15 protein-coding genes are annotated in these 17,696 nt (G+C 69.5%); 5 read left to right on the top strand and 10 right to left on the bottom strand.

The annotated features are described in order from the left end of the window. Nucleotides 1-80: 80 nt before the first annotated feature. The 3 genes from JYJ93_RS28110 (at nt 81) to JYJ93_RS28120 (ending at nt 2,681) form a co-directional block, all read left to right on the top strand. Nucleotides 81-584, top strand: coding sequence for a cytochrome c-type biogenesis protein (locus JYJ93_RS28110; protein ID WP_206797181.1), 504 nt, complete (start codon nt 81-83; stop codon nt 582-584). 3 nt (nt 585-587) lie between these two features. Continuing rightward, entirely contained in the window at nt 588-1,550 is a 963-nt protein-coding gene (locus JYJ93_RS28115; RefSeq protein WP_206797183.1) for a tetratricopeptide repeat protein, read from the top strand. Nucleotides 1,551-2,126: 576 nt separating this feature from the next. Beyond that, nucleotides 2,127-2,681: a hypothetical protein gene (locus JYJ93_RS28120; RefSeq protein WP_206797185.1), complete on the top strand. Its 555-nt coding sequence runs from the start codon at nt 2,127-2,129 to the stop codon at nt 2,679-2,681. 77 nt (nt 2,682-2,758) lie between these two features. Here JYJ93_RS28120 and JYJ93_RS28125 read toward each other — a convergent pair whose 3' ends face one another. The 9 genes from JYJ93_RS28125 to JYJ93_RS28165 form a co-directional block, all read right to left on the bottom strand. Next, the gene (locus JYJ93_RS28125; protein ID WP_206797187.1) at nt 2,759-3,955 is read right to left on the bottom strand and encodes a GNAT family N-acetyltransferase; all 1,197 of its coding nucleotides are present in this window, start codon (nt 3,953-3,955) and stop codon (nt 2,759-2,761) included. Between the two features lie 80 nt (nt 3,956-4,035). Further along, entirely contained in the window at nt 4,036-5,214 is a 1,179-nt protein-coding gene (locus JYJ93_RS28130; RefSeq protein WP_206797189.1) for a DegT/DnrJ/EryC1/StrS family aminotransferase, read from the bottom strand. After that, nucleotides 5,202-6,320, bottom strand: a complete 1,119-nt coding sequence (locus JYJ93_RS28135) for a GNAT family N-acetyltransferase (RefSeq protein ID WP_206797191.1) — start codon at nt 6,318-6,320, stop codon at nt 5,202-5,204. Before JYJ93_RS28135 ends, JYJ93_RS28130 begins: the two co-directional genes overlap by 13 nt. 36 nt (nt 6,321-6,356) lie before the next feature. Then, a complete protein-coding gene (locus JYJ93_RS28140; RefSeq protein WP_206797193.1) occupies nt 6,357-7,439 on the bottom strand; it encodes a gluconeogenesis factor YvcK family protein in 1,083 nt (360 codons plus the stop codon). Between the two features lie 110 nt (nt 7,440-7,549). Beyond that, nucleotides 7,550-8,917, bottom strand: a complete 1,368-nt coding sequence (gene exoE, locus JYJ93_RS28145) for a polyisoprenyl-phosphate hexose-1-phosphate transferase ExoE (RefSeq protein WP_206797196.1) — start codon at nt 8,915-8,917, stop codon at nt 7,550-7,552. Between the two features lie 110 nt (nt 8,918-9,027). Continuing rightward, nucleotides 9,028-9,765, bottom strand: a complete 738-nt coding sequence (locus JYJ93_RS28150; protein ID WP_193430684.1) for a CpsD/CapB family tyrosine-protein kinase — start codon at nt 9,763-9,765, stop codon at nt 9,028-9,030. A 36-nt stretch (nt 9,766-9,801) separates the two neighbouring features. Beyond that, on the bottom strand, nt 9,802-11,211 hold the full coding sequence (locus JYJ93_RS28155) for a Wzz/FepE/Etk N-terminal domain-containing protein (protein ID WP_206797198.1): 1,410 nt from the start codon (nt 11,209-11,211) through the stop codon (nt 9,802-9,804). Between the two features lie 37 nt (nt 11,212-11,248). Then, a complete protein-coding gene (locus tag JYJ93_RS28160) occupies nt 11,249-12,397 on the bottom strand; it encodes a hypothetical protein (RefSeq protein ID WP_269012373.1) in 1,149 nt (382 codons plus the stop codon). An 80-nt stretch (nt 12,398-12,477) separates the two neighbouring features. Beyond that, complete coding sequence (locus JYJ93_RS28165; RefSeq protein ID WP_206797216.1) at nt 12,478-13,047, bottom strand: polysaccharide biosynthesis/export family protein; 570 nt, start codon at nt 13,045-13,047, stop codon at nt 12,478-12,480. 407 nt (nt 13,048-13,454) lie between these two features. Here JYJ93_RS28165 and JYJ93_RS28170 point away from each other — a divergent pair, with 407 nt between their 5' ends. Further along, nucleotides 13,455-13,646 (top strand): hypothetical protein, encoded by a 192-nt coding sequence (locus tag JYJ93_RS28170; protein WP_206797218.1) that lies wholly within the window; start codon nt 13,455-13,457, stop codon nt 13,644-13,646. A gap of 139 nt (nt 13,647-13,785) precedes the next feature. Here JYJ93_RS28170 and JYJ93_RS28175 read toward each other — a convergent pair whose 3' ends face one another. Next, nucleotides 13,786-15,342, bottom strand: a complete 1,557-nt coding sequence (locus JYJ93_RS28175; RefSeq protein ID WP_206797220.1) for a phospholipase D-like domain-containing protein — start codon at nt 15,340-15,342, stop codon at nt 13,786-13,788. Between the two features lie 260 nt (nt 15,343-15,602). On the opposite strand from JYJ93_RS28175, the gene JYJ93_RS28180 reads away from it, so the two are divergent. Continuing rightward, nucleotides 15,603-17,636 carry an amylo-alpha-1,6-glucosidase gene (locus JYJ93_RS28180; RefSeq protein WP_206797222.1) on the top strand — a complete coding sequence of 678 codons (2,034 nt, stop codon included), beginning with the start codon at nt 15,603-15,605 and terminating at the stop codon, nt 17,634-17,636. The last annotated feature ends 60 nt before the right edge of the window (nt 17,637-17,696 follow it).

Below are 17,696 nucleotides of genomic sequence, written 5' to 3' on the forward strand. Positions count from 1 at the left end.
GGCGGGCGTGCGGCCCAGGATTCCGTGTGCAATACCCGTCAGGGGGCGGTAGTTAGGGACGGCCCCCGCTGGAGCCCCCGATGAATGCCGTCCTCGTCTCGTTGACCCTCGCCCTGAGCCTTGCCACGGGGCAGTTCGCGCCGCAGCAGGCCGCGAGTGATCCGCTCGCGCCGGCCCAGGAGGCGCGGGTGCAGCAGCTGGCGAAGAAGCTGCGCTGCGCGGTGTGCCAGGGCCTGTCGGTGGCGGACAGCCCGTCGTCCATGGCGCGCGCGCAGTTGGACAAGGTGCGCGAGCTGGTCTCCGACGGGAAAACGGACACCGAGATCGTCGACTACTTCGTGGCGCGCTACGGCGAGTGGGTGTTGCTGGAGCCGCGCGCGGAGGGCTTCAACTGGTTCGTGTGGCTGGGCCCGGTGGCGCTGGTGCTGGGCGGCCTCTTCGTCATCCTGAAGCAGCGTCAGCCCTTGCCCGAGGGCGCCGCGACCGCGGAAGCCGCGCCGGTCCCCTCCCCTTCCACACCCGCGCCGTCCACGGACGAAGCGGACCCCTACCTCCAGGCCGTGCGCCGGGAGCTGGAGCGCTAAGCCATGCAGCCCGAGCCCACCAACTGGTTGCCCGGAATCATCGTCCTCTCGGTCGCCTTCGTGCTGGCGGCCGCGTGGCTCCTCTACATGAAGATGAAGACGGGGAGCGCGCTGCCGGACACCACGCCGAAGACGGACGGCACGGTGGACGACCTGGCGCAGCGGGCGCAGTCGCTCATCGAGCAGCTGCGCACGCTGGAGGCGGAGAAGCACCACTTCACCGCGGAGCACTACACGGCGGAGAAGGCGCGGCTGGAGAAGGAAGCGGCCGCGGCGCTGCGCGCGAAGGACGAACACCAGAAGCGGCAGGCGGCGGGAGTGAAGGCGCCCGCGCGCAACGTGCCCGCGCCCACGGGCTGGGCGTCGCGCAACCCGCAGATGGTGGGCGCGATGTGGGGTGCGGGCGTGGTCGTGTTCTTCGGAGGGCTGGGCTACCTGCTCGTCTCCGAGCAGAAGCCGCGCGAGGAGGGCCAGATGGGCACGGGCGCGACGCCGCCGGGCATGGCCCAGCAGCCGATGCAGCAGATGCCCGAGGTGGACGACGAGTTGGAGCAGGCGCGCCAGCGGCTGGCGTCGAACCCGGGCGACGTGGAGGCCGCGTCGATGCTGAGCCACGAGCTCATCCGTCAGCAGCAGTTCGACGAAGCGCTGAAGGTGACGCTGAAGGGCCTGGCGGTGGATCCGTTCAACGTGGAGCTGCGGGTGCACCGGGGCGTGCTTCGCGCGGCGTCGCAGGGCGACCTGCAGGGCGCGGAGGCGGAGCTGACGGAGCTGGTGGACACGTGGCCGGACGCGCAGGAGGCGCTCATCTTCCTGGGCAGCCTGTCGCTGCGCCGGGGCGACAAGGCCGGCGCGATTGAGCATTTCGAACGCTTCACGGTGGAAGTGCCCAAGAACATGCAGCCCCCGCAGCTGGCCCCCGCCATCGCCCAGCTGAAGGCAGAGGTCGCGCAGCAGCCGCAGTAGCCTGTGCCCGGCAAGGGGCCGGGATGCCGGCCCCGTGAAGTGTGTCACCCCTGGAGGTGGGCCATGGGTGCATCAAGCTGCTGGAAGACCGCTGTCACGCTGTGTGGCGTCGCGTTGTCATCCGCCTGCGCGACCGGCGGTTCCGCGACGTACGTGGAGGGCGCCCTGCGCCCCCGTCACTTTGTCTTTCATGAAGTGGTGAAGTGGGACGGAGGGGAACCCGGGGGCTGGCGGGCAGCGTGCCTCCATGTCGGCATCGCCCGCGACACGGGGGAGCTGCACCTCTGCAGGTTCGGTGTGGAGATGCCCATCGCAAACAAGGCACAGGGGTTTATCTCTACCGAACAGGCACAAAGCCTTTCCGCAAGCTGCGCGAATCAGGCAGCAAGGGCCACCCTTTCCAGGGCGACACCAGCCACTCCGATCAGCATCGCCTGCGAGGAATTCAGGGCCTTCTACGAGCTCACGCTCAACGCAGCGATTGAGGGGGCACGTGTCCCAAAGGCCTGTGCATCCGGAATCAAGCCCATCGTGGTCACACCTACGGGACCCACCAGCCGCGGAGGCATGTAGCCCATGGTTCCATCCATAGAGAAGTTGCTGGAGGTTGCGCGGACCTACTGGCCCTCGCAGGAAGACCCCAATCAGGAACTTTCGCCCGAGGAACAGCGGCTCCATGAGCTCTGGCAGACGAAGTTGGCAGAGCCTGGCGCTTGGGACGTCCTGATCGAGCAACTCAGAACAACGTTTCCAGAGAACGGCGTCGGGAACATCACCACTTCCAGGGACGCATCCTTTTGGTGCGCAATCTATGCAACTCGCACTCGTGAGCCACCCGGCTTGCACTGGGTCTACGTCGGCTGCGCCAGCATCATCGCGCCCGTCTACACCGTGTACCGGGTCCAGTTTGAGTACGGCGAGCGCCGGTTCTTCCGGCAGCTTGACCTGGAGCCTCCCGCGGTAGAGCCAGCGGTCACGATGGCGAGACTCATGGAGTCCACGATGGATTTGAGCCTGCTGCCCCCTGATATCGCCAACCATCCAGCGCCTGTCTTCGTGGGCCGGAAGTCCCCTCCGAAGACAACACTCTTCGATGCGCTCTTCACCAGCTACGCAGACAACCTTCCCTGAGTCTCACCCCAGCCCGCGGATGAGCGCTCCATCCAGGAGCGCGCGGAAGTCCTCCTCCGCCGCGCCGCCCCGGGGCGTCAATTCACCGCGGCCTTCCGCCGACGGAACCGGCGCACCTTCTCCACCAGCTCGTCGGACAGGACACCCTTCACCGCGTTGCGCGTCTGGCGGGCCCACTCCTCGGAGCGGGTGAACCAGGTGCCCGCGAAGCCCGCGCCGTGCGCGCGCAGGGACACCGTCTGGCGCTGCTTCGTCACCCAGTCGGACTTGTACGTCTCCGTGCCTCGCAGGAAGTCGTACTCCGTCAGCCCCATCTCGATGGCGTCCTTGAACGTCTCGCCCACCAGCACCAGGCCCACGCTCCGGTTGCGCCACGCCGGGTCATACCCGGACTGGAAGTACACGAACGTCTGGCCATGCAGGATGCCGTACACGGACGCCACGGCCTGGCCGCCCACCTTCATCGTGTACATCCGCAGCCGGCCCCGCTCCGCCAGCCACTGCGTCGCGTCCCGGTGGAACGCCTCCACCCCGGCGCCCTTGATGCCCTGCGAGCCGCCATCCGACGACCAGCGCAGCGCGTGCAGCCGGAAGAAGTCCGTCATCGGCCCGGCCAACTGCCCCGGCGCATCCGTGCGCTCGATGCGGTAGCCGTCCTGCTTCTCCAGCCACTTGCGCCGGCGCAGGTAGTTGTCCCGGCGGCCCGTGCGCTTGAGGAATGCATCGAACGGCTCGCCCGGCACCAGCGTCTCGTACGGGCACACGTAGCGCTCCGTCACGCGCACATCGCCAAACACCTCGCGCGCCACGCCGAGCGTCGTCGAGCCTTCGCGCAGGTCCGTCAAATCCAACACGTCCCACTCGTCGCGCAGCCCCTGGAGCACGTTGAAGAACGCCCGGGCCACCTCCGCCTCACGGCCCTTGCGCGCCACCACGTCCAGGTAGTCGCTGCCCACGTGCGTCTCACCCAGGAAGCCCAGGCGCCGCACGCGCATCCCGTTCACCCAGCGGTGCTCCAATCCCAGCGGCAGCAGGCCCACCAGCGTGCCCAGCCGGTCGCGCGCCGTCAGCACCAGCGGCCGCACGTCGGGCGCGATGCGCCGGCACCACGGATACAGCCACTCCCACGCGTTGAACGGACCGGCCGTGCTCGCGTCCAAGAGCGAGTTCCACTCCGCCCGCATCCCCGCAAGCTGCGAGGCACTGCCCACCGCCGCCACGTCCAGTCGCGGCATCAACCTCGGCCCCGACGTCAACTCGTCTTCGCGGATCACCGCGTCACCCCGATGCCTTTCCCGAAGCACTGCCCCGGCCCCCGAGTGCCATTGCAACCCGGGAGCCAGCTCCTGTTCCCTCACGACGCGCGCTTGCTCGGACGGCGCTCGGACTTCAGCGCCTCCCGCACCACGTCCGCCACCTGCCCCATCACCTCCGGCGACAGGTCCTGGTGGCAGGGAATCTCCAGGATGGTGCGCCGCAGCTGCGCGACCTCCGGGAACTCCGACGGGTCGCACGCGGGATGGAAGCGCTTCCAGAAGTCGATGGCGTCGATGCCCTTCTCCCGCAGCTTCGCCAGCAGCAGCTCCTTGTCCTGCACCACCATCGGGTAGAACAGGGGGCTGACGCCCGGAGGCAGCTGGTTGAAGAGCGGCGGCGACACGTCGCGCAGCCGGCCCAGCAAGAGGAAGTAGTTGCGGCGGCGCGCCTCGACGATGGACTCCAGGTCCTGCGCCAGGGCGATCCGCTTCGTCAGCGGGCTCATGCCCAGGTCCACGTGCCGCCGGTCGAAGTGCTGCGTGCCCGTGGCCACGCGCTCGACGCTCGCGGCCTTCACCGCGCCGTGCCCCACCGTGCGCACCAGGCCGCGCAGCCCCCGGCCCACCGCCCCGCCGCGCAGCTCCAGGTTCTGCAAGAGCGCGGACACGGTGTGGCTGAACGTCGACGCCAGCGGCGGCGCCGGCGGCTCCGGCAGGCTGTACGAACGCTTGCCGTTGACGACCAGGGCACCCCCATTGGGTACCGGAAGGGTCTTGTAGAGGCAGAAGATGCCCACGTCACCCGTGGTGCCCAGCGGCGTCGCGCCGTCCGACGACAGCAGCGACAGCGCGCAGTCTTCAATCAGCGGGATGCCGTGCTCGTCCGCCAGCTTGCGCATGGCGTCCACCGGCCCCGGGAAGCCCGCGTAGTGGATGAGGTAGAGCGCGCGCGTCTTCTTCGTGATGCGCTTCGCCACGTCCGCCACGTCCACGTCCCAGCGGCTGCCCACGCGGTAGAAGCGCGGGATGGCGCCCGCGTCCACCACCGCCTCCACCTCCACGCCGTGGTGGTAGGCGGGCATCAGCACCTCGCCGCCGTCCAGGCGCAGCATCTTGATGGTCAGCCAGACGGCGTTGCGCGCGAAGTAGAAGTAGCGCGCGTTGGGAGACGAGAACGGCGGCAGCGCCCCCGGACGCGGCGGGGCCATCAACATGGCCGGCCACAGCGTGGGCAGGGACGGAACGAACAGCTTGTCGGTCGTCATCACTTCTTCCATCGCGCCATGACCTCTTTCGCCGCCGGCACCCACCGGAACTTCGCCGAGCACAGGGCCCGGCCGAAGGCGGTGTCGTTGAACACATAGAGCCAGGTGTGCCGGCGGACCTGATCCGTCCAGTCGCGCTTCCACACCATGTCCGGCCCCAGGAAATCGAACTCGGTGAGCCCCCGCTCCAGGCAGTCCCCCAGCACCTCCTCCATCAGGAGCTGCCCCGGGCTGCATTCCTTCAGGGACTCGTCGTAGCCGGGCTTCAGCAGGAAGTAGCGCCCGCCGAACTCCAGGCCGTACTGGAACGCCACCGCGCGCCCGTCCACGCGCAGGAAGTACAGCGCCAGGCGGTCGCGGTAGGCCGAGTCCCGCGCCAGCTCCGTGTAGAAGCCGCGCGTCTTCGCGTCCTGCGCCATGGCCGTGCCATTCGCGCCCTTCCAACCGCTCTGCTCCAGGAGCAGCCCCTCCTCCAGGGTGCCCTCCAGATCCAACCCGCCGGAGACGCGCTCGAAGGTGACCTTCCCCTTCTCCTCCAGCTTGCGGCGCCGGCGGCGGCAGTTGGCCTTGAACTTGGACGGCAGCTTCGCGAAGTACGCGTCCTTCTTCGCGGGCAGGGGCACGTAGGGCGACTGCAGCGACTCCCACTCACCCACCGGCAGGCCGCCCTGCTTCGCGGCCTCCAGCAGGCGGAAGCCCACGCCGCCGTCCGGCACGTCCGTCAGCCGCAGCACGTCCCAGCCGCCCGTCGCGCGCAGGTGCGCGAGGAAGGCCTGGGCCGCGGCATCCGGCTCCCGCGCCAGCATGTCGAAGCGGCAGGAGTGCGCGTTGGCCGCGGAGGTGAGCTGACGGACGCGCACGCCGTACATCGACGTGCGCTCCTCCACCAGCGGCAGCGCGGCGCTGAGCGTTCCATCCTCGCCGCGCAGGAGCAGCACGCGCATGCGCGAGCCGGCGGCGAAGTTGTCCAGCCACAGCCGCAGGAACTCATGCCGGTAGAACAGCTCGTGGGAGGTGGTCTCCACGAGCTGGTTCCACTCGGCTTCCAGGGACATGAAGACCGCCCGGTCGTTGACTTCCACGACCTGGGAGGCGGCCGAAAGTTGAATGGCTTCCATGTGAGAGGGCCCCAAGGTGGTGATGGACGGCGCGGCCTACAACCCGCTGCGCGCCATCTTCAGCAGGCAGGCGGCGACCTTGCGGCTGTCGTGTCGGATCTTGGAACCTTCCTTGAGGAGGTCCGCCTGCACCGGAATCACGCCGGAGGACAGGAGCTCCCGCGTCTCCGCTGTGACCATGAAGGAGCCCTTGCGCGCATAGCGCTGGATGGACTCCTCCGTGGGCGCCCGGCCGTTGACGAGCACCGCGTCCAGCACCGGCCCCACGTGGTCGATGACGGCCTGCACGTGGTCCAGGCAGTTCATGCCGTCCGTCTCACCCGGCTGGGTCATCAGGTTGGCCACCATGACCTTCAGCGCGCGCGTCTCCTTCAGCGCCTGGGCCACGCCGTCCACCAGCAGGTTGGGCAGCACGCTCGAGTACAGCGAGCCCGGCCCGATGGCGATGAGGTCCGCCGAATAGATGGCCTCCAGGAGGCCGTCCACCGGCGGCGGAGAGCGCGGGCTGAGCGACACCCGGCGCACGCGGCCCTGGGCACGGCAGATGTTGCGCTCGCCCACGACCTCCGTGTCGTCGTGCATCTGGGCCACCAACTGCACCGACGCGAGCGTGCTGGGCAGCACCAGTCCCTGCGCGCCCAACAGCTCCCCGGACAGCCGCACCGCCTCCAGGAAGTCGCCCTTGAGCTCCGCCAGCGCCGCGATGAGCAGGTTGCCCACCGCGTGGCCGGCGAGGCCCTTCGCGCCGCCGAAGCGGTACTGGAAGACGTCCTTCAGCGCGCTCTTGCCGCCCGCGAGCGCCACCAGGCAGTTGCGGATGTCACCCGGGGGCAGCATGCCGTGGTTGCGGCGCAGGCGGCCGGAGCTGCCGCCGTCGTCGCTCATCGCCACGACCGCGGTGATGTCCACGCCAGGCTGGCCGCCCTTGGGGGCCGCGCGGCGGGCCAGCCCCTTGAGCACCATGGGCAGGCCCGTCCCGCCGCCCATCGCGACGATGCGCGTGGGACGGTTCTTCGGCGCCTGCAGCAGCTCGTTGCGCTCCACCCCCTGCTGCCTGTTGCGCGCGTCGTCCTGGCTCCACTGCTCTGAGAACGGTGCGTCCACGTCCATGCCCACCATGTTCCGACCCCCTCGCCCATCCCAATCCATGGCTACCCACCCTTGGCATCCCGGCCTCCCCCGACAACCGGAGGCCGCGGACGGTCATCAACGCCTACTACTGAACCTGGCTACCGAGCACCCCGCCCCAACAGCACGTGCCGGACCGTGTGGAAGATGATGCCGACGTCCAGGAACAGCGACCCGTTCTTCACGTAGTACAGGTCGAACTCCAGCTTGTTGCGCGCGTCCTCCACCGAAGCGCCGTAGGGGTAGCGGATCTGCGCCCACCCCGTGATGCCCGGCTTCACCGCCTCACGCACGCCGTAGAACGGAATCTGCTGCTTGAGCTGCTCGGTGAACACCGGGCGCTCCGGACGAGGCCCCACGAAGCTCATGTGGCCCAGCAGCACGTTGAACACCTGCGGAATCTCGTCGATGCGCGTCTTGCGGATGAACTTGCCCACCCGGGTGACGCGGTCGTCGTTGGAGCGCGCCCACACCGCGCCGTTCTTCTCCGCGTCGGTGCGCATGCTGCGGAACTTCCAGAGCGGATACGCCCGGCCGCCCAGGCCCACGCGGTCCTGCCGGTAGAAGACGGGGCCCTTGGAGTCCAGCTTGATGGCCAGCGCCACCAGGATGAGGAAGGGCGACGCCATCAGGAGGAGCATCGAGGCCACCGCCACGTCGAACACGCGCTTGAAGGCCCGCCGCAGGGGCGACACCGTCATCTCATCCGCGAAGGCGAAGTCGCTGGCGCGCAGGAACTGCACCGGGATGCGGCGCAGCACGCGCTCGCAGAAGCCCGCCGCGTCGTACACCCGCCGCCCGTCCAGCCGGCAGCGCAGCAGGGAATCCACCCAGTTGGCGCCGCGCATGTCGTCCGCGGCCTGCACCACGTAGGAGGCGTTGAGGCGCGCCGCCATCGCGTCCAGCGGCTCCTCCACCTTGCGCGGGTCCACCAGGGCCACCACGCGGAAGGACCCCTCGCCGCCGTCTTCAATGGCGCTGGCCACCGCGCGGGCCTTGAGGCCATCCCCCACGACGAGCACCGCGTCGGGCTCACCGACCAGCGCCCGGATGGAGACGCGCACCACCAGGGTGCCGGCCAGGGCGCCCATCGCGCCGCCCAGCAGCGTCCCGGGGGGCAGCACCACCGGCAGGGCCAGCGGAAGGAGCAGCATCACCCCGCCCGCCACCATCGCGGTGACGCCCGCGGCCTTGAGGAAGCGGTAGCCGCGCGTCCGGTCCTCGGCCGCGATGCGCAGGTCGTACAGGTCCAACAGGTACAGCGTGAACTGGAAGGTGACGACGAAGGCCAGGCCCAGCCCCACCAGCGTCGGCCACATCGTGGCGAACGGAGGCTGGGTACCCAGGGGCGCGAAGAGGGCCGCGCAGGCCGCGGCACCCGCGACACAGGCCAACGCGATCGCCGAGGACTCGGCGAGGAAGAACGTCAGTTTCTTGGCTGAAAAATAGTGGTGGAAAACGCGAAGCACGTGACTCCTCCAACCCCAACCCGCCGCCGCTCCAGGCCCCCCGCCCATCGCACCTCATCGGCGCGAGGAGCGGGTCGGGCCACGAATCACTTCACTCGACAACCGACCCGCTACTTCTTCACGTAGTTCTTCAGGTACGGGGTCGCGTTCACTTCCGCCCCGTTGAGCACGCAGCCCACCAGCGCCGCGCCCGCCAGCTGCTCCACCGCCTGGTTCACCACCTTGGAGGGGGTGACGTTGGCGCGGATGACCATCAGCACGCCGTCCATCTGGTGGCCGAGGATGGCCGCGTCCGCGAACGGCAGCGTGGGCGGCAGGTCCACGTACACCTCGTCGAAGCCCTCGCGCACCGCCTTGAGGAACTGCTTCATGCGGGCGCTGGCCAGCACCTGGGTGCTCTCCTCCGGCGTGGCGCCGGCGGGGATGACCGCCAGCCGCGTGGAGTTGAAGCGGCGCACCACGTCGCGCACGTCGCACTCACCGGCCAAGAGCTCCGCCAGGCCCTGCTTGTTGCGCATGCCCAGCGTGGGGGCTACCTGCCCCCGGCGCAGGTCCGCGTCCACCAGCAGGATGCGGCGCTCCGGGTTCGCCCGGGCCGCGGCCAGGGCCAGGTTCACGCTCGTCACCGTCTTGCCCTCGCCGGGCATCGCGGAGGTGAGCGCCACCACCTTCATCGGGCGCTGCTCGCGCATGCGCTCCAGGCGGTAGTACAGGGTGCGGTACTGCTCGGCGGCCGCGGAAGCAGGGGCCGTGAGCGTCACCACCCGCCGGTCCACCGCGTTCGAGGAAGCCGCGCTCTCATCCACGCGGGGGAGGAAGTTCCCGGCCCGCTCCATCGTCGAATCCATCTGAGTTCTCCAATCCTTTCCGTAGGGGGTCGGCAATTAGTTCAGGGAAGTAGGCGAGGAGACGCTGTTCTTGCTCCCAGCCATCGGCATCAGAATCCGCTTCTCCGTCTTGCCTTGCATGTTCGGGACCACCGCCAGGACAGGCAGCGTCAGGCGCTCGCGGACCTCGGTGCCATCGCGCAGGCTGTCGTCGCGCATCTCGAGGACGGTGCCGGTGAGGACGCCCAGCGCCAGGGCCACCAGGGCGGCGATGAGCAGGCCCGTCATGCGGTCAGGGCGAGCAGGCGAGGAAGGCACACCGGCGGGCGAGATGACGTTGAACAGGCTCTTGGCGCTCTTGGCCTCCAGCTCCTGGGCGATCTCCGCCTCCACCTTGCGGCTCACCACGCTCTGGTACTTGGTGCGGGAGATTTCGTAGTCCCGGTTCATGACCGCCAGCTCCTGGGCCCAGCGCGGGGTGTTGTTCAGCCGCGCCTGGTACGCCTCGGCCTGCTTCTGGAGGTCCACGATGTCCTTCTGGATGTTGGTGATGAGCGTGGCCACGCGGGTGCGCTCGTTGCGCTCGGCGAACATGCGGCCCTCCGCGTCCTTGCGCTGGGTGCTGATGTCATTCAGCTCACGCTCCATCCGCTTCACTTCCGGGTGATCTGGCGTCCACTGCGTCTTGGCCTGCGTGAGGGTGCGGGACAGGCCGCTCTCCGTGGCCTCCAGGCGGCCGGCCTCGCTGTCCGCGGCGTTGCGGGCGCGGGCCAGGTCGGAGCGGCGGGCTTCGGCGCTGCGCAGCTCCTCGGACTTCGTCTGCAGCTGGGCGCTGATGCGCTCCAGGCCGCGCATGTTCATCTCCATCTGCTCGGGCAGCTCGCCCAGGTGGTCCACCTTGAACTTGGCGATCTTGCTCTCCCAGGAGGACACTGCCTTGCCCATGGCGACCATCTCCTCGGTGAAGAGGTCGGTGGCGCGGGCCGCCTGCGTCTGGCGGATCTTCAGCGTCTCCTCGGAGAAGATGGCCGGAAGGCGGTTGGCCACCTGCGCCACCACCTGCGGGTCGCGGCCCGCGTAGGTGAGCTCGAAGGCCGTCTCACCCTCGACGCGCACGGTGAGGTCCTTGCGCATCTGCTCCACCGCCGCCTCGATGCCCTTATCGGACACGAGCTCCGGGTAAAGGTTCATCTCCTCGATGGCCTTCTGGAGCACCGGCCGCGCCAGCAGCTCCTGGCGGACGGTGACCAGCCGCTGCTCGATGAGCTCGCTCACCGTGCGCTGGACCATCTCCTCGCCCGGGCGCTGCGGCTCCACACGCACCACCACGGACGCTTCATAAATGCTCGGCCGGGTCATCACGATGGCCGCACCCAACACGAAGATTGCTGCAGCGATCGCCCCCACCAGGGCCTTGCGGCGCCACAGCGCCGAAAGCAACTGGTCCGCCGTCATCCCACGCTCCATGATCCGCTCCTCCATCCTCGTAGCTCTCAAAGGTTGCCTACCAAGCTGTCATGACCAGACGGAGGGCGAACACGTTGCGTGTCAGGTCCCCCGCCACGGCGACATCCGCCGCACCCACCTGCGCGATGCGGTCGAACGCGCCCTGCAGCGCCAGCTTCCGGCTCAGCCGGTACTCGACGCCTCCACCCACCGCATAGCCCTGCGACACGTTCGTGGTGTTCCGCCACTCCGTGTAGTTCTCACCGGGCGCCGTGCCGTTCCGGAAGAAGCTGGCCGCCGCGAAGGCCGACAGCTTCTGCGTGAAACGATGCGCCCCCATCACCGACGCGTAGTCCGCCCACACCGCGCCGGAAAAACCGCTCGCGCCCACCAGGTCGTGGCCCATGGCGAAGCCGAAGTCGCTGCGCTCGCCCTCGCGCACCAGCTCCACCGCCACGCGGGGCAGCCACCCGCCGCGCGTCGCGTCCGAAGGCTGGTAGCGCACCGGCCCGCCCCGGAGGGTGAGCGTGGTGGGCCGCGTCAGCCGGTAGCGCAGGGCCGCGGAAGCGCCGTGCGCCTGGCTGTAGTCCTGGTCGTACAGGAAGCCCTGGTAGCGGTACTCGGCGCCCAGGGACAGCCGGCGCGTGGTGCGGTACCACAGCTCCACGGACGGGGTGTGCGCATAGCCCGCCACCCGCCCCGGCTCGATGATGCGCGTCGCCTCGAACATGTAGTTGCCGCGCACGTCCATCCGCTCCGTGACGCGCCCGGTGAGCCCCACCTTCGTCTGCGCATAGAAGGTGGGCGCCGTGGAGCGCGCCAGGCCGTCACGCGGCAGCGACGTGGGGTCGGTGACGCGGAAGACCCGCGCGCTGGCGTCCAGCCGCAGCCGCCGGGACAGCACGTCCCGGAAGCCCACGCCCGCGCGGTGGTCCACCGTCGTCGTCCCGGAGCCGTGCCGCGCGAGGACGTCCGTGGCGTAGAAGGACTCGAGCGTCAGCTGCTCGTTCTTCACGTCCAGGCCGACCCGCGGCGACAGCTTCGTCATGAACTGCCCGTTGGTGCCAGGGCCGCCCAGCCGGATGTCGTTGTCGAAGCGCTCCTCCGCCGTGAGGCGGAGCCGAGGCTCCAGGATGGTGGCCGCCTGCGCGGCCGGCGCGGCGATGAGACAGCCTGCAATCACTGCCCGCTTCCAGTTGCCCCTCACCGCCGCCCTCCCGTCCTGACCCACGCCCACGTTCGTTGCTTCCCGATGTCTTTCTTTGAAGTCCGCTCGCCCGTCCCGCTTCACGGGACGACGACGGTGTCACCCGGCCGCAGGATGACGCTCTGACCGTCGGGGGAGACCAGGTCGCTGTAGCGCACCGGAATCTGCCCGCCCTTGCCGTCCGTGCGGATGACCACGATGCCGTCGGAGTTGGCGAAGTCCGTGAAGCCGCCGGCCAGCGCGATGGCCTGCAGCAGGGACACGCGGCCGCGCAGCGGGTAGGCGCCCGGGTGGGCCACTTCGCCCGTGACGAACACGCGGCTGCTGTTGACCTCGCGGACGATGACCGTCACGCGCGGCTCCTGCACATACGGAGACAGGCCCGACTTGAGCGCCTCCGCCAGCTCCGTGGGCGTCATGCCCGCGGCTTGAATCTCACCCACCATCGGAATGGAGATGAAGCCGTCGGGACGCACCGGCACCGTGCGCGACAGCTCCTGATCGCGCCACACGCTCACGTCGAGCACGTCCTCGCGGCCGATGCGGTAGGGCTGCTCCGCGTTGTCGACCTTCAGCGTCTGCTGGTGAGCACAACCCGACAGGAGGAGCATCCCCATCACCGTCCAGAACCCCGTGCGCCGCATTCCCATCTTCCGCTCTCCTTCGTTCACTGATGTTCCGCGCGAGCCACCGTTCACACGCCCTGAAGGGCCGGGTGGCTCGCTTCTGGCGGAGGCTCTTAGCAGCGCGTGTGCCAGCGGTCGGGGGGAGGGAAAACCCTTGGAATGCAGTGGGTTACGGCGTGCCACATCAGGCGCACCTGGGCGCATCCGGGAAAAATTCCGGTCCTACCCCGGTGTTCGCCCCTGTGCTTTCTGCCGATCGCTTCCACGGGGTGGAAGAGGATTGCCCAACGTGAGCCCCGTACCTTCCACGCACTTGCGGGCTCCCCCCGGGCCCCCCGTGCCAAAGCCCTGGCACGCGTCTTGATAAGGGTCTGGGTGTCGAACAGCGGTAGTGGTTCAGGGGTCCAATTCAGTCCAGAGGGGGACAGCGGATGGGCAAGGTGGCAGGGGCGGTGGGGGTGGTCTTCATGCTCGGAACCAGCATCGTGGGGCTGATGGGGGCATCGCTGGGCAACGGCATCGAAGCCGGCGTGCTGGGCATGGTGGGCCTGGCCCTGTACGGCGGCAGCTCGCTCTTGAGCGGCAAGGCGGCGGAGCCCGCGGGCGTCGCGAAGCAGGCTTGAGCCCAAGCGCCAGCGAAGTCTGAAACGCTGTAGGAAGCACAGGGCCTTCGGGCCGGATCAGCGAAGTGGGAAGCCAGGCTTCCTCCCGCTGCCGGCCCGTGGGCCCTTGCTGTTTCCGGGCCCTGCCCTTCCCTTCACTTCAAGGCTGGTGGGGCCCGGCCTCCGGGGCGTGGGAGGCGTTCGCCTCCGCCAGCGCGCGCGGCTCCTCGATGACGTCGCGCGGCGGCACCTCCTGCTCCGGCAGCGGCTGCTGTTCGGTGCCCTGGGCCTCCTGGCGGCGCAGGCGCAGGGCCCGGCTCCACAGCGCGATGCCGGCCCACGCGCCCACGAGCGCCGCGGGCACGGCCACGACGTGGGGCCAGTAGAGCGCGACGCCGGCCAGGGCCAGCGGCACCACGCCCGCGCCGAAGACGACCTTGGATTCGGTGCGGCCCAACTCGCGGTGGTTGGTGACGGCGGCGCCCACGGTGTTGCCCAGGCGCACGGCGCCCGCGGCCGCGCGGCTCATGCTGCCCCGCCGGCCGCGAGGTCTCCGCTGCGCGCGAGGCAGCGCGGGCGCGGCGCTCATGCGGCGGTCCCGTCCGCTGAGCACCACCTCCGTCGCGTGCTCCAGGTCCTGGAGGTACATGTCCTCCATGCACCGGGCGAAGGGGGCGTCCTCCACGGCGACGTCGATTTCGGAGTTGCCCAGCCAGCTGGCGGGGTTGAGGTTGGACGAACCGACGCGCGCCCAGGTGCCATCCGCCACCGCCGTCTTGGCGTGGAGCATGGTGCCATTCCATTCATAGACGCGGATGCCGGCCTCCAGGAGCGGGCGGTAGCCGGCCTGGGTGAGCGGGCGCAGCGCGGGGATGTCGCTGCTGCCGGGCACGAGCAGCCGCACGTCCACGCCGTCGCGCGACGCGGCCCGGAGCGCCTGTACATAGGTGGCGGTGCCCACGAAGTACGCGTCGGTGAGCCACAGCCGCTTGCGCGCGAGCGACGCGATGAGCTGGTCCACGCGGAAGAGGCCCGCGCTCCAGGGCACGCCGGCCACCACGCGCAGGGACACGTCGCCCCTGGGCAGGGAGGCGCGGGCGGACAGGCAGCCCTCTTCATCCAGAGGAGGGCCCACGGTGCTCCAGCCCTGGGCGAAGGCGCGCACCAGGTCCGCCACCGCGGGGCCGCGAATCTCCAGGCCGGTGTCACGCCACGGGGCCACGCCCTTCTGTTCGTCGCCCACCCACTTGTGGCTCACGCACAGGCCGGAGACGAAGCCCACCTCGCCGTCCACGGTGAGCGTCTTGCGGTGGTTGCGGCCCAGCCACGCCAGGGGCCGGTCGAACTGGAAGGGATTGAACGAGCGCACCTCCACGCCCGCCTCGCGCAGGGAGCGCCAGTAGCGGCGGGACGCGGGGCCCTGGCAGCCCAGCCAGTCATAGAGGACGCGGACCTGCACGCCGTCACGGGCCCGGGCGGCCAGCGCGTCCGCGAAGGCACGGCCCACGTCATCGTCTTCGATGATGTAGTTCTCGAAGAGGATGGAGCGCTCGGCCTGCTGGATGGCGCGCAGCCACGCGGGGTAGTTCTCGCGAGCGTCTCGAAGGAGACGCACGTCGTTGCCCGTCACGAGCGGCGCGCCCGCGGCGCGGGAGAAGACCTGTTCGGCCAGGTTGTGCTGCCGGCCGCTGATGCCCGATGACTTCACGATGGCCACGGCGTGTCTCCTCGGGAAAACGGGGCGCGCCCGAAGGCTCTGGGTGAGGTGCGGTTCCCTGGGGACGGTCGCAAGGGTTTCGCGTGAAGGGATTCCGGCGCGCTCGCGCGGGCGTCGAGGGCCTGGCTGCCCGGCTGTCCTCCCCTCGAGTCCGGGGGCCTGGGGATGCGCTGTGTGGCGCGAGGATGCATGAGCAACCTCACTTCCTACCCTTCCCGCGCGTCTCCGCCCAGGGGGACGGGCGACGAGGAGCCGAAGGCGTGAACGAACAAGCCCCTGCCCTGCCCCGCCTGTCGTTCGACTTCCCGGACGGCGCCGACTTCAGCAACGGCGTGCACCACGAGTGGCTCCTGACCAACGGCAGAGGGGGCTACGCCTCCGGCACGGTGGTGGGCTGCAACACGCGCCGCTACCACGGCCTGTTCATCCCCACCTTGGAGAAGCTGGGCCGCACGGTGCTGATGGCCCGGCTGGAGGAGACGGCCCTGGTGGACGGAGAGCGCTACCGGCTCACGTCCGAGGAGCACGACGACGGCACCACGCTGGAGGACGGCGCGAGGCACCTGCGGCACTTCCACCTGGAGGGGCTGATTCCCGTCTGGGAGTACGCGGTGGGGCGTGCGCGGCTGAGGCGCCGCTGCGTGATGGTGCACGGCGAGGACACGGTGTTCCTTCAGTGGGAGCACCTGTCCGGTCCGGAGGTGACGCTGCACCTGCGGCCATACCCGGTGCTGCGCCCGCATGACGGGCCGCTGTTGAAGGAGATCGGAGCACCCATCGTCACGCTGCGAGGCCCGCTGGTGGAGCTGCGCAACGGAGAGGACGGCCCGCCCCAGCGGATGCGGCTGTATTCGGACGGGCCCACGCCGTACGTGAGCCTGGCGGAGACGTCCAGGCCGCAGCACCTGCGGACGGAGAAGGCGCGCGGCTACGACTTCACGGAGGTGCAGCACTCGCCGGGCCACTTCACGGCGACGCTAAAGCCCGGGGGCACGCTGTCCTTCGGGCTCACGGTGGAGGCGCCGGGGCACCTGCTGGAGCGCAATCCCAAGGAGGTGTTCGAGCGGGAGCTGGGCAGACAGGAGCGGCTGTTGGAGCGCGCCCCGGAGCATGGGCGCACGGGAGTGCCGGCGCGTCTGGTGTTGGCGGCGGACCAGTTCATCATCGATCCGCCCAGGCCCGCGGACGCCGCGTGGGCGCGGTCGATGGGCCTGGACGCGAGGAGCGTCATCGCGGGCTACCCGTGGTTCACGGACTGGGGCCGGGACACGATGATCAGCCTGGACGGGCTGACGCTGGCCACGGGGCGCTACCGCGAGGCGGCGGCCATCCTGCGTACGTTCCAGCATTACGTGCGCGACGGGCTGATTCCGAACTACTTCCCGGACGGAGAGAACGAGGGCGTCTACCACACGGCGGACGCAACGCTCTGGTTCTTCCACGCGGTGGACCGCTACCTGGAGGAGACGGGAGACGAGGCGCTGTTGCGGGACCTGTTCCCGACGTTGCAGGACATCGTGGCGCACCACCAGAAGGGCACGCGCTTCCACATCGGCGTGGACCCGGCGGACGGGCTCCTGAGGCAGGGTCAGGAGGGCTACCAGCTCACCTGGATGGACGCGAAGGTGGAGGGCTGGGTGGTGACGCCGCGCCGGGGCAAGGCGGTGGAGATCAACGCGCTGTGGTTCAACGCGCTCAGGCTGATGGCGGGCTGGGCTGAGCGGCTGGGATTGGAATCAGGACCGTACCGGGCCGCGGCGGAGAAGGCACAGGGCAGCTTCAACCAGCGCTTCTGGAACGAAGCGGCCGGGTGCCTCTACGACGTGGTGGACGGAGAGGACGGCCGAGAGGACGCGAGCGTGCGGCCGAACCAGGTCTTCGCCATCTCGCTCAAGCATCCGGTGCTCAAACGGGACAAGTGGGCGCAGGTGCTGGAGATGGTGCGCCGCGAGCTGGTGACACCGGTGGGCCTGCGAAGCCTGGCGCCGGGGAGCAAGGACTACAAACCGAAGTACGACGGAGACCTGCGGGCCCGCGACGCGGCCTACCACCAGGGCACGGTGTGGGGCTGGCTGATTGGCCACTACGTGGACGCGACACTGAAGGTGTCCCCGGACATCAAGGCCGCACGGGCCCTGCTGTCTGGAATGGAGGACCACTTGTCGCACGCGGGGATTGGACAGATTTCGGAGATCTTCGACGCGACGGAGCCCTACCGTCCGCGAGGCTGCTTCGCCCAGGCCTGGAGTGTCGCGGAATCGCTGCGGGTGTTCAGCAAGACAAGCGTGGGGTGATCAGGGATAACAGCACCTAACGAAAGTCAGGACTGGGCTGGCAGAGCGCAAGGGGCGTCC

This window comes from Corallococcus sp. NCSPR001, assembly GCF_017309135.1.
Classification (GTDB): Bacteria; Myxococcota; Myxococcia; order Myxococcales; family Myxococcaceae; genus Corallococcus.

Coding starts and splice junctions, on each gene's coding strand:
- JYJ93_RS28110 (WP_206797181.1), top strand. CDS start 81: ATGAATGCCGTCCTCGTCTCGTTGACCCTCGCCCTGAGCCTTGCCACG.
- JYJ93_RS28115 (WP_206797183.1), top strand. CDS start 588: ATGCAGCCCGAGCCCACCAACTGGTTGCCCGGAATCATCGTCCTCTCG.
- JYJ93_RS28120 (WP_206797185.1), top strand. CDS start 2,127: ATGGTTCCATCCATAGAGAAGTTGCTGGAGGTTGCGCGGACCTACTGG.
- JYJ93_RS28130 (WP_206797189.1), bottom strand. CDS start 5,214: ATGGAAGAAGTGATGACGACCGACAAGCTGTTCGTTCCGTCCCTGCCC.
- JYJ93_RS28135 (WP_206797191.1), bottom strand. CDS start 6,320: ATGGAAGCCATTCAACTTTCGGCCGCCTCCCAGGTCGTGGAAGTCAAC.
- JYJ93_RS28140 (WP_206797193.1), bottom strand. CDS start 7,439: ATGGTGGGCATGGACGTGGACGCACCGTTCTCAGAGCAGTGGAGCCAG.
- JYJ93_RS28150 (WP_193430684.1), bottom strand. CDS start 9,765: ATGGATTCGACGATGGAGCGGGCCGGGAACTTCCTCCCCCGCGTGGAT.
- JYJ93_RS28155 (WP_206797198.1), bottom strand. CDS start 11,211: ATGGAGCGTGGGATGACGGCGGACCAGTTGCTTTCGGCGCTGTGGCGC.
- JYJ93_RS28165 (WP_206797216.1), bottom strand. CDS start 13,047: ATGGGAATGCGGCGCACGGGGTTCTGGACGGTGATGGGGATGCTCCTC.
- JYJ93_RS28170 (WP_206797218.1), top strand. CDS start 13,455: ATGGGCAAGGTGGCAGGGGCGGTGGGGGTGGTCTTCATGCTCGGAACC.